Origin of the sequence: Neorhizobium alkalisoli (assembly GCF_007829835.1) — a bacterium.
Classification (GTDB): domain Bacteria; phylum Pseudomonadota; class Alphaproteobacteria; order Rhizobiales; family Rhizobiaceae; genus Neorhizobium.
Genome location: NZ_VIWP01000001.1, coordinates 1,127,660 through 1,141,091 on the forward strand (window position 1 = coordinate 1,127,660; position 13,432 = coordinate 1,141,091).

The 13,432-nt window shown below is 59.9% G+C and carries 13 protein-coding genes; 10 read left to right on the plus strand and 3 right to left on the minus strand.

Going from position 1 to position 13,432, the window contains the following annotated elements:
- The 10 genes from FHW37_RS04980 (at window position 1) to FHW37_RS05020 (ending at window position 9,674) form a co-directional block, all read left to right on the plus strand.
- Window positions 1-1,482, plus strand: coding sequence for an aldehyde dehydrogenase (locus tag FHW37_RS04980; protein ID WP_145633280.1), 1,482 nt, complete (start codon window positions 1-3; stop codon window positions 1,480-1,482).
- A gap of 8 nt (window positions 1,483-1,490) precedes the next feature.
- A complete protein-coding gene (locus tag FHW37_RS04985; RefSeq protein WP_145633283.1) occupies window positions 1,491-2,321 on the plus strand; it encodes an FAS1-like dehydratase domain-containing protein in 831 nt (276 codons plus the stop codon).
- 237 nt (window positions 2,322-2,558) lie between these two features.
- Window positions 2,559-3,722 carry an acyl-CoA dehydrogenase family protein gene (locus FHW37_RS04990; protein ID WP_145633286.1) on the plus strand — a complete coding sequence of 388 codons (1,164 nt, stop codon included), beginning with the start codon at window positions 2,559-2,561 and terminating at the stop codon, window positions 3,720-3,722.
- Window positions 3,722-4,870: a CaiB/BaiF CoA transferase family protein gene (locus FHW37_RS04995; RefSeq protein ID WP_145633289.1), complete on the plus strand. Its 1,149-nt coding sequence runs from the start codon at window positions 3,722-3,724 to the stop codon at window positions 4,868-4,870. Before FHW37_RS04990 ends, FHW37_RS04995 begins: the two co-directional genes overlap by 1 nt.
- Window positions 4,871-5,007: 137 nt before the next feature.
- A complete protein-coding gene (locus FHW37_RS33455; protein WP_186458145.1) occupies window positions 5,008-5,298 on the plus strand; it encodes a hypothetical protein in 291 nt (96 codons plus the stop codon).
- Window positions 5,286-5,966: a class I SAM-dependent methyltransferase gene (locus tag FHW37_RS05000; RefSeq protein ID WP_186458146.1), complete on the plus strand. Its 681-nt coding sequence runs from the start codon at window positions 5,286-5,288 to the stop codon at window positions 5,964-5,966. The genes FHW37_RS33455 and FHW37_RS05000 overlap by 13 nt, the downstream gene beginning before the upstream one ends.
- A gap of 19 nt (window positions 5,967-5,985) precedes the next feature.
- Complete coding sequence (locus FHW37_RS05005) at window positions 5,986-6,939, plus strand: LysR substrate-binding domain-containing protein (protein ID WP_145633295.1); 954 nt, start codon at window positions 5,986-5,988, stop codon at window positions 6,937-6,939.
- Between the two features lie 160 nt (window positions 6,940-7,099).
- Window positions 7,100-8,470: an MmgE/PrpD family protein gene (locus FHW37_RS05010; protein WP_145633298.1), complete on the plus strand. Its 1,371-nt coding sequence runs from the start codon at window positions 7,100-7,102 to the stop codon at window positions 8,468-8,470.
- A 33-nt stretch (window positions 8,471-8,503) separates the two neighbouring features.
- Window positions 8,504-9,304 (plus strand): HpcH/HpaI aldolase/citrate lyase family protein, encoded by an 801-nt coding sequence (locus FHW37_RS05015; protein WP_145633864.1) that lies wholly within the window; start codon window positions 8,504-8,506, stop codon window positions 9,302-9,304.
- Between the two features lie 148 nt (window positions 9,305-9,452).
- Window positions 9,453-9,674, plus strand: coding sequence for a hypothetical protein (locus FHW37_RS05020; RefSeq protein WP_145633865.1), 222 nt, complete (start codon window positions 9,453-9,455; stop codon window positions 9,672-9,674).
- Between the two features lie 98 nt (window positions 9,675-9,772).
- Here the strand turns inward: FHW37_RS05020 and FHW37_RS05025 are convergent, their stop codons facing one another.
- The 3 genes from FHW37_RS05025 to FHW37_RS05035 form a co-directional block, all read right to left on the minus strand.
- Window positions 9,773-10,144, minus strand: a complete 372-nt coding sequence (locus tag FHW37_RS05025; protein WP_145633303.1) for a hypothetical protein — start codon at window positions 10,142-10,144, stop codon at window positions 9,773-9,775.
- Between the two features lie 549 nt (window positions 10,145-10,693).
- The gene (locus FHW37_RS05030; RefSeq protein ID WP_145633306.1) at window positions 10,694-10,975 is read right to left on the minus strand and encodes a hypothetical protein; all 282 of its coding nucleotides are present in this window, start codon (window positions 10,973-10,975) and stop codon (window positions 10,694-10,696) included.
- 100 nt (window positions 10,976-11,075) lie between these two features.
- Window positions 11,076-13,160: a response regulator gene (locus tag FHW37_RS05035; RefSeq protein WP_145633309.1), complete on the minus strand. Its 2,085-nt coding sequence runs from the start codon at window positions 13,158-13,160 to the stop codon at window positions 11,076-11,078.
- Window positions 13,161-13,432 lie beyond the last annotated feature (272 nt).

The following is a 13,432-nucleotide window of genomic DNA, read 5'->3' on the forward strand; positions in this document are numbered from 1 at the left end:
ATGCAGACCTACCAATTGTTCATCGACGGAAAATACGTCGATCCGGTCGAAGGACAGTGGCTGGACACTGTCGATCCCTATCGCGGCGAAGTCTGGGCCAGGATCCCGCGGGCTACGGCAAAGGACGTCGATCTCGCGACTGCCGCTGCCAGCCGCGCCATGTGGGAAGGCCCCTGGGCAACCATGAGCGCGTCTGCGCGCGGCAAGCTGCTTCGCCGGCTGGGTGATCTCGTTTCCGCCAATGCCGAAAGGCTGGCCGGGATCGAGGTGCGGGACAACGGCAAGCTCTATACCGAAATGCTCGGCCAGGTCCGCTACCATGCCGAATGGTGGTGGTATTTCGGAGGTCTGGTCGACAAGCTCGAGGGTGGTGTCGTGCCGATCGACAAGCCCGACATGTTTGCCTACACGACCCATGAGCCGGTGGGGGTCGTGGCGGCGCTGACGGCCTGGAATTCGCCGCTCCTGTTCGTGGCATGGAAATGCGCCGCAGCCCTTGCGGCCGGCTGCGCCGTTATCGTCAAACCGTCGGAATTTGCTTCGGCGAGCACGCTGGAATTTGCGGCGCTGACGAAGGAAGCCGGAATTCCGGACGGTATCTTCAATGTGCTGACCGGTTACGGCCATGAGGTTGGTGCTTCGCTGGTCGAACATCCGTCGGTCGCGAAGATCACCTTCACCGGTTCCGATGCGACAGGCGCGCGGGTTTACGAGGCGGCGGCCCGTTCGCTGAAACGGGTTTCTCTGGAACTTGGCGGCAAGTCGCCGAATATCGTCTTCGAGGACGCCAATCTCTCCGCCGCGGCGGCCGGCGTCGTGTCGGGCATCTTTGCCGCAACGGGCCAGACCTGCATCGCCGGGTCGCGCCTTCTCGTGCAGAACTCGGTCAAGGACAAGTTCGTCGAGCAGTTGGTGTCGATCGCAAGATCTGCGAAGATCGGCGACCCGATGAAGCCGGATACCAATATCGGGCCTGTGACCACGCCCGCCCAGTACAGGAAGGTGCTGGATTATATCGACATTGCCAAAAGCGAGGGCGCCCGCTGCGTTCTCGGAGGAAAGCCTGCAGAGGGTGAGGGCATTCTCGGTGGCCAGTTCGTCGAACCGACGATCTTCGACGGCGTCGACAATTCGATGCGGATCGCCCGTGAAGAAGTGTTCGGCCCTGTCCTGTCGATCATCGGGTTCGATGATGAGGAAGATGCCATCCGGATTGCCAATGACACGATCTATGGCTTGGCCGCCGGCATCTGGACGGAAGACATCGGTCGCGCACTCAGGTTGCCGAAAAAGCTTCGGGCTGGAACCGTCTGGGTCAATACCTACCGCGCCGTCAGCTACATGATGCCGTTCGGCGGCGTGAAACATTCGGGCATCGGGCGGGAAAGCGGGGTCAAGGCGATCGAGGAATATCTCGAGCACAAGAGCGTCTGGGTCTCGACGAGCAAGGCTATCCCGCAAAACCCGTTCGTCATGCGCTGAGGTGTACCATGTCTGAAAACATCCAGGACTGGATTGGGCGCAGTGTCGAGATTTCAGACGAAATCCGTCCGCAGCCTGCCAATTTCATGCTCGCCACACTCGGCCACGAAGATACGCTTGCGCCGGGCGATGACCTGCCGCCGCTCTGGCATTTTCTCTATTTTCTGGAGGCGAAGCCGGCCGGTGATCTCGGCCGCGATGGACACCCGAAAAAAGGTGGTTTTCTGCCCCCGGTTTCCTTGCCGCGACGCATGTGGGCCGGCGGACGCTTTACTTTTGGGAAGCCGCTGAAACTGGGAGACAAGGCGGTCAAGCGCTCATCGATCCAGAGCATTTCCGAAAAGGATGGGCGCTCGGGAAAGCTCTGCTTCGTGACCGTCCGGTACGAGGTGGTCGTAAGCGGCGAGGTATCGATCATCGAGGAACAGGACATCGTCTATCGCGAGGATCCGGCGCCGGATGTCCCTGCGCCCGCACCGAAACTCGTCGATCGGATCCCGGCCTTTGCTGAAGAGGTGACGCCGACGGAAGTGATGTTATTCCGGTATTCGGCGCTGACCTTTAATGGCCATCGCATCCATTACGACGGTGATTATGCCCGCACTGTGGAGGGATATCCCGGCCTCGTTTTTCACGGTCCGCTGACGGCAACGCTTCTGGCGGGACTTGCCGAGCGCTCGGCCGGCCGGAAGCTGAAGGAATTTTCGTTCAGGGGCCAGTCGCCGTTGGCGGGCATGTCGCCGTTCAAGTTGGAGGGCATCGAAGCCGGCGATCGCATGAGCCTCTGGGCTCGCCGCCACGATGGCGCTGAAGCGATGGTCGCGGATGCCGGCTTCTGATCCAGGCTGTCTTTCGCCGTCGAGATACTCGAACGGCGAACCGCGGGCTCGATCTGGAAATGAAAACGCGTGGTTCGCGGGCTATAGCAGAGAGGCATAGCGGACCACTCTCAAGCGTATTGGCGGTAAGTTTTTCCGCCACTTAAAAGTTTGCAGACAGGACCGAAGAAGGTCCGGCGCGGGAGTGGTTTCCCATATGAGGCCACACCCGCCGTCCCGCAGGTGGAGAGTGACTGAATGCAAAACGTCCACGCCGACAGCCATCAGGATATTCGCGATGCTGTTCGTGCCCTGTGCGCCGAGTTCCCGCCCGAATATCACCGCCGCGTCGACGAGCAGCGTGGTTATCCGGAGGAGTTCGTCGATGCACTGACCAAGGCAGGCTGGATGGCGGCTCTTATCCCTGAAGAATACGGCGGGTCGGGTCTCGGCCTGACCGAGGCATCTGTCATCATGGAGGAGATCAACCGTTCTGGCGGCAATTCCGGTGCCTGCCACGGCCAGATGTACAACATGAATACGCTCGTGCGGCACGGTTCGGAAGAACAGCGCCGGCGTTTCCTGCCGAAGATCGCGGCGGGCGAGCTCCGACTGCAGTCGATGGGCGTCACCGAACCGACCACCGGCACGGATACGACCCGGATCAAGACGACGGCCGTCAAGAAAGGCGACCGTTACGTCGTCAACGGCCAGAAGGTCTGGATATCGCGCATCCAGCATTCCGACCTGATGATCCTGCTGGCGCGCACCACGCCGCTTGATCAGGTGAAGAAGAAGTCGGAAGGCATGTCGATCTTTATCGTCGACATCAGGCAAGCCATGTCGAAGGGCATGTCGGTTCGCCCGATCCTCAACATGGTCAATCACGAGACCAACGAACTCTTTTTCGACGATCTCGAAATTCCCGAAGAAAACCTGATCGGCGAGGAGGGGCAGGGGTTCAAATACATCCTGACGGGCCTCAATGCCGAACGCACTCTGATTGCCGCCGAATGTATCGGGGACGGTTATTGGTTCGTCGAAAAGATCTCCAATTACGTCAAGGAGCGCAGCGTGTTCGGCCGGCCGATCGGCCAGAACCAGGGCGTCCAGTTTCCGATCGCCGAAAGTTACATCGAGATCGAGGCAGCCAACCTGATGCGTTACGAGGCTTGCCGCCTCTACGATGCGCAGCAGCCGTGCGGCGCACAGGCCAATATGGCGAAATATCTGGCCGCGAAAGCCTCCTGGGAAGCGGCCAATGCCTGCCTGCAATTCCATGGCGGTTTCGGTTTCGCCTGCGAATACGATGTCGAACGCAAGTTCCGCGAAACGCGGCTTTACCAGGTGGCACCGATCTCCACCAACCTCATCCTCAGTTATGTCGCCGAGCATGTTCTCGGCCTGCCAAGGTCATTCTGATGAAACAGGCGAGGCTTCCTCTCGAAGGCATCAAGGTGGTGGCGGTCGAGCAGGCCGTCGCGGCGCCCTTCTGTTCGGCGCGCCTTGCGGATGCCGGTGCCGAGGTCATCAAGATCGAGCGGCCGGAAGGTGATTTCGCCAGGGGTTATGACGACGTCTGCCATGGTCAGAGCAGCTATTTCGTCTGGCTGAATCGCGGCAAGCAGTCGCTTGTCCTTGATCTGTCGACGCCCGCCGGCAAAGAGGCCTTTACTGCGTTGCTGCAGGACGCGGATATTCTCGTCCAGAACCTCAAGCCCGGGGCGATGGAGCGAATGGGTTTCGGGCCTGAGGTCCTGCGGGCCCGGCATCCCCGGTTGATCTTCTGCTCGATCAGCGGATATGGCGAGGACGGACCGCTTGCCCCGCGCAAGGCCTACGACCTGCTGATCCAGGCGGAGTCCGGGCTGTCGTCGATCACCGGCGCGCCGGAGGCACCTGCTCGGGTCGGCATTTCTCTTGTCGATATCGCCACCGGTGCCACTGCCTATTCGGCGATCCTTGAAGCGTTGATTGCCCGATCGCAAAGCGGCGAGGGTGTCGAGATCAGGATCTCCATGTTCGACGTGATGGCCGACTGGTTGACGGTTCCGCTTCTGCATGCGGAAGGTGGCAAGCCGCCGAAACGCCTCGGTCTCGCGCATCCGTCGATCGCCCCTTACAGCGTCTTCACGACAGCCGACGGCAAATCGGTTCTGATCTCTATTCAGAGTGATAGGGAGTGGGTGAAGTTTTGCCAGGAGTTCCTGAAACGGCCGGATCTGGCCAGGGACCCTGCATTTGCAACCAATGTTGCACGCGTCTCCAACCGGCAGGAGACCGACCGGCTGGTGGCCGGGGTCTTTGCGACGATGAGCGAGGCTGAAGCGACGCGACGGCTGACCCAGGCGGACACCGCCTTTGCCAGCGTCAACGACATGGCCGCTCTGGCGCATCATCCGCATTTGCGGCGCATCACCGTTGAGACCGAGGCGGGAAAGGTAGCCTATCCGGCGCCCGCACCCGTCTTCGTCGGCGCGCCACGGACCTATGGCGCAGTGCCGGCTCTTGGCCAAAGGGTAAAGGCTCGTGTTGCGGCGACCGTGTCTGCCGATGACGAGCATGGTTGAGGTCGACATGCCGCAGGCCGGTGCGGAGCTTTGATATGGCGATGCGTCTCTGCGTGTGCCAAGATCGCATCAGGAGGAGAATGCCGGTGTGATGCCGGGACATGTGAGCTGATCATCAATGCGCTGGGAGGACGCGGATGAATGGTTTCCTGAGATCGATCCTGAGACGGCTGGGTCTTGTCGATGCGGCGGCTGCCGTCGCGGTCTGCGATGGCGAAACATTGGTGGATCGCGAGCTTAACGTCATCCAATTGCGGGATACGCGCCGTTCTCCGGTCTGGATCGGCGCATGCGGCGACACCTGGCTTGGAGGCCTCGGTGAGCCTGCTTTGTGCCATGCCGCAATGCCGACTGGCGATCGCTTGCCGAGATCTGCGAAGGCGGAACGCATCGACTTCAAGAATGCGAGCGGCCATTGTCGCAAGTAAAGGTCGATACCCTTCCGCTCATCCTTGCCGCCCTGCAGAAGGATAAGGCACAGAGCGTGCTCGATGTTGGCTGCGGTCGCGGGCGATTGTCGTCGGCGTTGGCGCAGCAGGGATTTTCGGTGACCGGCCTCGATCCGCAGGCCGAAATTATCAGCAAGGCGGCGGCAGCCGTTCCCAGCGCCCGCTTTGATGTCGGCACAGCCGAACGGATGCCCTATGCGGATCGATCCTTCGATGCCGTCATCTTCCTGAACGCGCTTCATCACGTTCCGGCGCAATCGATGCCAGCCGCGCTCAAGGAGGCTCGACGTGTCCTCAGGGAGAACGGGTCGATCATTGTTGTGGAGCCCAAGGCGGCAGGAGCCTTCTTCACCGTCATGCTGCCTGTCGAGGACGAAACCGAAATCCGCGCTCTGGCCGAAGGTGCCATCAGCGATGCCATTGAAAACGGTCTCGTGTCGCTCAAGGCGAAGGTGGTCTACGACCGGATTTCCCGTTTTGCCAATGCAGACAAATTCATCGCGTTCCTGAATGAGGCCGATCCCATGCGCGCCTCGGCCGCCGCAGCTGAAAAGGCGACGATCGAGCGGCTTTTCAGTGAACATGCCGAGCGGGATGGCGACATGTTTACGCTGGTACAGCCGATGACATTTTTTCAATTGGTCTGAGTCATGAGGGGCGGGGGCAATGGATCTTAGACAGCTCAGATATTTCATCGCCATCGCTGAACAGGGGTCGTTTGCCAAGGCGGCGGCGGTCCTCAATGTCGCCCAGCCGGCCTTGAGCAATCATGTCCGCAACATGGAGGCGGACCTCAAGACGCCGTTGCTCTTCCGCAGCCCTTTGGGTGTCATCGCAACCGAGGCCGGCGAAATCTTGCTGCGGCATGCCCGGATCGTTCTCGATCAGGTTGCGGTTGCAGAGGAGGAGATCCGCTGCCACGAGACCGAGCCCGAAGGAGAGGTGCGGCTCGGCCTGCCGGGTACGATCAACGAGATCCTTTCAGTGCCGCTGATCATGGCGGCACGCCGCCAGTTGCCGAAGGTCAAGCTGCGGATCGCCGAAGCGATGAGCGGGTTTGTTCTGGAATGGATGCAGGATGGCCGCATCGATCTCGGCATCATCTACACATCATTCAATGACAGGGATCTGGTGTCGACCCACGTACTGACCGAGGAGCTCTGCCTGCTCGGCCCGGTCGAACCGATCAACGTCGCCAAACTCGCCCCCGGCGACAAGATACCTTATGGCGATGTCGCCGAACTGCCGTTGATCCTGCCAAGCCCGCCGCATGGGCTGCGCGAACTTCTGGAGAAAAAGGCTTCAGAAGTCGGGCTGATGTTGAACACTGCAATCGACGTCGATTCCTACGGCAACATCAAGGAGCTGGTGGAGGAAGGTTTTGGTTATTCGATACTGCCTTACAACGCCATCGCCCGCGAGTTGCGGCAGGGCAGGCTGATCCATAGGTCGATTATCAGTCCCATCCTCGAGCGCGACGTGCACCTCGTCCATAATGCAACACGACCGATGACCAATGCCGTGCGGGCGGTCGAGGAGTTATGCCGTTTGACGCTGACATCGCTGATGGAGACAGGGCGATGGAAGGGCGTTCGCCCGCCGCCGCTTGAGGTCGAGTGAGCTGTCGATATACGGAATTGCTATAGGCGTGGAAGCAAAAATCTAATTGGTTGGCCGTGCTGCCTGTGGTGCAAAAGGAGCGGGCACGAACACGGATCGATCCGCGCATTCATCGTGCCTCCAGGGCTCCGCCGGGTGCCCCAAGGGGAGGTGAATTATCATGGCCGATGTTACGCGCATACTGTCGCACTACGCGGCGGAGACGTCCTACCAGGATTTGCCAGCCGAGGTCGTTGTGCGGGCAAAGCTCCTGATCATCGATTTCATCGGCAGTATCGTGCGCGCCAGCAAGGAGGCTGACTCCACCCCGTCGATCCTTGCCATGGTGCGCAAGCTCGGGCTGGGAGCGGCAGGCGATGCTTCCGTCTTCGGTCTGCAGCAGCGTTATTCCCCCGCCATTGCAGCTCTCCTGAACGGCGCCTTCGGCCATTCGCTCGATTTCGACGATACCCATGCCAGCAGCTCTCTGCATCCCAGCGCGCCGGTCGTTTCGGCGGCGTTTGCAGCGGCACAGACGACTGGCTCTTCCGGAAAGGCCCTGATCGCGGCGATCGTCACCGGATATGAAGTCTGCTGCCGGCTTGGCAATGCGCTGGACCCGACCGCGCATTATGCCCGCGGTTTCCATCCGACAGCGACTGCCGGCGTTTTCGGTGCCGCTGCCGCCGTCGGCAACCTTTATGGCCTTGATGCAAAACGCGTCGCATCGGCTTATGGCGTGGCGGCAAGCCAGGCGGCCGGCTCGCTGCAGTTTCTGGTCAATGGCGCCTGGAACAAGCGATACCAGGTGGGTGCCGCTGCCATGAACGGGGTCATTGCGGCGACGCTGGCACGGGAAGGTTTTGTCGGCGCTGCGGACGCGATCGAAGGCAAACACGGTTTCCTCTCCGGTTACTCTGACGGTGCGGTTCCGCAACGAGGTGTCGACAAGCTCGGCGAAACCTACGAGACCATGATGATCGGGGTAAAGCCCTATCCGAGCTGCCGCTACACACATGCGGCTATCGACGGCATTCTGTCCCTGCGCAGCGCGCAGGGGATCGCGCCAGCCGACATTATTTCGATCGACATCGGTCTGCATCGTAACGGCATCACCCTGACAGGTGAGCCTCTGGAGGCAAAACGGCGTCCCAGAAGTGTTGTCGACGGCCAGTTCTCGATGCCGTTTACCGCCGCAGTCGCCATGAAGAAGGGCCAGTTCGGCTGGGACGATTATGCGCTGCTCGGAACTTCCGAGATCGATGCACTGGCTTCGCGCGTTACCGTGTCGAGGGATGAGAGCCTGGAGGGAAGGCCGCATCCGTTCGGTGCCAATATCCGGTTGAGAACGTCCTCCGGCGAGTTTTCCGCGCATGTGCCGGACCCGCGCGGGGAGCCGGAAAATTTTCCGACCGAGGCAGATTTCTGCAGCAAGTTCCGTCTGCTTGCCGAACCTGTTCTGGGGACGGGTGTGACCGATCGGCTGCTGAACAGCTTGCTCCATCTCGACGATATCAAGGATATGTCAGGCCTTGCGGTCGAACTTGCCTGACGCTCATCGCCATAGAGGATAGACCGCATGGCAATGTCGATCGACCATACCTGCCTGCATCTGTTCGTGCCGGCGGATCGCCCCGAACGCATCGCCAAGGCGGCTGCATCGGGCGCCGATGCCGTGATCATCGACCTGGAGGACGCGGTCGGCGCGGCAGGCAAGGCGCTTGCGCGCACGAGCCTGGCGGAGCATCTGGTCCGGGGGGGCGTTCCGCTGATCCTGCGCATCAATGGGGTCGGCACGGCCTGGCATGCGGAAGATGTCGAGGCCGCGGCATTCCTTCCCCTTGACGCCGTGATGTTGCCGAAAGCAGAGAACGAAGGTGATATAGGGTTAATGTCGCAACGCCTCAAGCTGCCGGTGATTGCGCTGGTCGAAAGTGCTGCCGGCATTCACAATGCCCTTGCGATTGCCCGATCGGCGGCACGTCTCGCCTTCGGGTCCGTCGATTATGCCGCTGACCTTTCGATGGGACATACGCGACAATCGCTGCTGACCGCTCGCAGCCATCTTGTGCTGGTCTCCCGATTGGCCGGCATCCCGGCCCCCATCGATGGCGTCACCACCTCCCTCTCGGACGAGGATGTCATTCTGGCGGACAGCGCCCATTCGGTGGAAATGGGGTTTTCCGGAAAGCTGCTGATTCACCCCGCCCAGATCAAATCGGCGCGCGCCGCCTTTGCTCCGGACGAAAAGGAAGTCGAATGGGCTACCCGGGTGCTGGCTTTTGCGCAAGAAAACGCCGGTGCAGTCAAGGTGGATGGCGAGATGATCGACGCGCCTGTCATCATGCGGGCGCGGCAGATCGTGAACCGATCTGCGAAAGCATAGATACCAGTGGACAGATCGACGACGTCGAAGCGACTTGGATTTTGTCTTTCATGCCTTGCCAGGATAGAGGCCGAACAACTTGAAAGTTAACGCCACTGGTCATATCGACCCGAAGGCGATAGATGCTCGCCATACAAGGGAGCGCATGATGGAAGACACTATCAGGATCGAAAATCGTGGTGATTTTGGCCTCTGGGCGATCGAGGCCGCGAAACAAATTGTCATCGATCAAGGGTTTGATCTCGCGCGCGCTGGGCGCGAAGGATCAGAGGAAGATGTTCGCCAGGCCGGAAATGCGCTTGGCCAGGCCATCACCAACGCTCTGCTGGAAGTTTACGATGGCCTGCTTGATGGCGCGCCGGAGGAATAATTTCGGCTGAAGCGGCAGCATTCTGACCTCGAGATATGGCTCCCTGGCTGATCCGTTCTGTCTTGGCGGCTGTACCTGCGATGCAGCCGGTCTGCTCGCTATCGCCCATCCGGCGCAGCCTGGACTTCATTGCCATCCCTCAAATCTTCTCGATGCGCCTGCAGGTCTGCAATTTCATTCAGCGCTTCCGCCGTTTCAGGCCGCGGATGGCAATCCGGATCGGGCGCTTTACCAACGGTCCGCTCAATCATTGCAACGAGCTGTTTATAGGTCAGCCGCACCATGGCAAGGCGTGCTGCCGGCGCGATCGGCTTGTCGATAATGGGGGTGAGAAGGCCGACGATCCGTCGTGCCGTACGACGCACCTCTTTCGGCGCGCGGTTGGAACTGCAGATCGCTTTCGCGAGCATAAAAATGCGGCGGAAGGAAAGGGTGTCAGGGACACGGGGGAGCCAGTCGGGATCTGTCATGCGTCAAAAACGCTTTGACGCCGGAAAGGTCGCTAATCACCTCGATCCATAGTCAAGCTCGCATTAATTAATCGCTTACCGTGAATGAGTTCCGACTAATTCACGTCGCCGATGGCTGCAAAACTCGAAGGTCAACCGTCACCCGAGTAAAACCGTCACGGATGTCTCAAGGCGCCAAACTATTATAGGTCGGCAATGCAAATGTGCTTCAGTGCTCTCGGAAGAGCGAGATGATCGCAAGCGCGTCAGTATCCGGAAAGCTGCCTGAAGCTGCCGTCCGGGTAGACGAATGTTTTGAGAGAAACTTCCTTGTAGACATATGAGGCGTGAGTTCGGTTTCGAAAAACAGAAGCTCGACAAGACGCTGGTCCTGCATTTTTTCAGACATAGATCTCGATGCCATCGTTTAATCCATCTCAAGATCGCCCTGGCATTTCTAACCCCTCTGAAAAACTATGCGCCTCCTCGTGAACGTCAAGGTTTTAATCTTATTGATTATCCCTGTCGCAAGCTTTGACAGCGGAAGTATTTCGCTGACCTGGTAATTGCTTACAATATATTTGGCTTCACGTCGGGCCGGACAAAAGTCCACATCGAACCGCTTACGTCTTCTGCAATGACAAGGTCGGGCATTTGCGACAAGGCGGCCGACAGGGCGGCCAAGCCGTTTACGCTCGCCAGAAATTCCAGCAGATGCGATGCGCGCTTATGCGCAACTTCCGTGCAGAAACCATGGATCGTTCCCAACTCGACGCTCCGTCGAGGTGTGATCTCGCGCGCCGTAATGACGACTTCGACGACGAATTGCGTGAAATCAGAAGGCGTTTCCATGCACGTCTCCTTGCTGGCTTCGCCCACTATAGCACCGTCTGCGAATGCCTTTCCGAGGGTACGGTTTCGCACAAAGGTCCTGGCGCCGTCGAGCGAAGCTCTACTGTCCCGAGGTCAATTCCGACACGCGTCTGGCAAATACGTCGCTGGCGAAAGGTTTGGTAAGAACCTGCATTCCCCGCTCCAGATGGCCGTGGTTCAGGACGGCGTTTTCGGCATATCCGGTTACAAACAGGACCGGAAGATCGGGCCTATCGGTGCGGACGGCATCGGCAAGCTGACGGCCGTTCATGCCGTTCGGAAGGCCAACGTCGGTGACAAGAAGATCGATGTCCGGCCGTGCACTCAATATCTTGAGGGCGGAGGGCGCATCCTCTGCTTCGAGAACCGAATATCCGAGTTCTTCGAGGATCTCGACCGCGACCATGCGCACCAGCGGTTCGTCATCGACAACGAGGATCGTCGTTTTCCCGGATGCCACGGGGGCGGCGATATCCGGCGCCAGAACCTCTTCCTCGATACCGTCCGCGATATGACGAGGCAGGTAGATACAGATCATCGTCCCTTTGCCGAGTTCCGAATATATCCGGGCTGCACCACCCGACTGTCCGGCAAAACCGTAGACCATCGAGAGCCCGAGCCCCGTGCCCTGACCCGTAGGTTTCGTCGTGAAGAACGGGTCGAATGCGCGGGCGATGACATCTTGTGACATGCCGGTGCCGGTGTCGCTGACGCACATCGAGACATATTGCCCGGGTTCGACGCCGCGTTCCCTTGCGGCCCGTTCATCCAGCCAGCGGTTTCCGGTCTCGACCGTCAGCTTGCCGCCATTGGGCATGGCGTCGCGTGCATTGATGCACAGGTTGAGAAGAGCATTTTCAAGCTGTCCGATATCGACGAAGGCGGTCCACAGGCCACCGGCCGCTGCCGTCTCCACCTCGATGCCTGGACCGACGCTGCGCGTGATCAGATCATGCATCCCGGCAATGATCCGGTTGATGTTGGAGGGTTTCGGATCAAGTGTCTGGCGTCTTGAGAAGGCAAGCAGGCGCTGCGTCAGGCCGGAGGCGCGTTTGACGGCGCCTTGAGCGCCGGTCAGGTAGCGGTCGATATCGACCAGGCGGCCCTGCGCTAGGCGCGTCTTCATCAATTCCAGGCTGCCGCTGATCCCGGCAAGAATATTGTTGAAGTCGTGCGCGAGCCCTCCTGTCAGCTGGCCGACGGCCTCCATCTTCTGCGCCTGTCGAAGGGCCTCCTCCGCGTGCATGAGTGCGTCGGTGCGCTCCTCTACCCGTTGTTCGAGCGTTTCGGTCAGCGTGCGCAATTCGGCCAAGGCACGGTCGCGCTCTTCTTCAACCGCGCGTCGCGCCTCGATGTCGATCAACACGCCGGGAAAAGCCAGAGCCTTTCCATCGGGTCCGAGATCGACCCTGCCGTTCGCCTCCAGCCAGTAATAATTGCCATCCAGCCTGCGGGTTCTGTATTGGTGCGCATAAGGGCCGCCAGCCTTCAGGGCCTTGCCGATGGCAGCTGCCAGGCCTGCCTGATCGTCCGGATGGACAGTTTCGATCACCTGCGAGAGGCTGAGCCCCGACCGTCCGAGCGAGGGATCGAAGCCGAAGGCTGTCGCAAATGCCTCGTCGACGGTGAATTTATCGGCGGGCACATCCCAGAACCACGTTCCGATGATCGCACCCGCCGCAAGAGCGAGCTGAACGCGCTGGATATAGTCGCGGGCCAGCGCTTCGCTTTGGCGCAGGGCCGCTTCGGCGGATTTGCGTGCGGTGATATCGCGAAAGAGAACGGAGACCTGTCGGAGGCTTTCAGGCTCAAGACGCGTGGCCGACACTTCGATATGGCGGCCGATCGCCTTGAATTCCTGCTCGAAGCGGACGGTCTCGCCCGTCCTTAAAACACCACCGTATATATCCAGCCAGACGTCCGCATTGTTTGGCTCGATTTCGCGGAGTCGCTTGCCGACGACATCCTTGATGCCGGTCTGTCGCTCGTAGCCGGAATTGGATTCGACATGGACGTAATCGCTGAGCGGCCCTTCGGGACCGTCGATGAATTCGATAATGCAGAACCCGTCGTCAATCGCCTCGAACAAAGCGCGCCGACGGGTTTCACTCCGAACGAGAGCGTCGTCTTCGGCAGCCCCTTCCGGTGCCGGGGAATTCTGCATCGCCAACTTCTGTCCTTTATTGGGAACTGGTCATTGGAGAGCTAAATAGGTCATTGCGGAAAGATCGCAATGGATCCCTTGCCGGCTTCGATCGTCATCGAGGCCGTTATTCTTGTCGGGACTCGGCAAGAACTCCCGAACGCACTCCCACGGCGAGGTTGCTATGTTTCTCCTCGCGGATCCCGCACTGAATGCCGTTTTAATCGGATTGGCTGCTCAGATCGGACGCGGCGCAGACTTCAGGGATCGGCTGAAATCGACGGCAGTCTTTG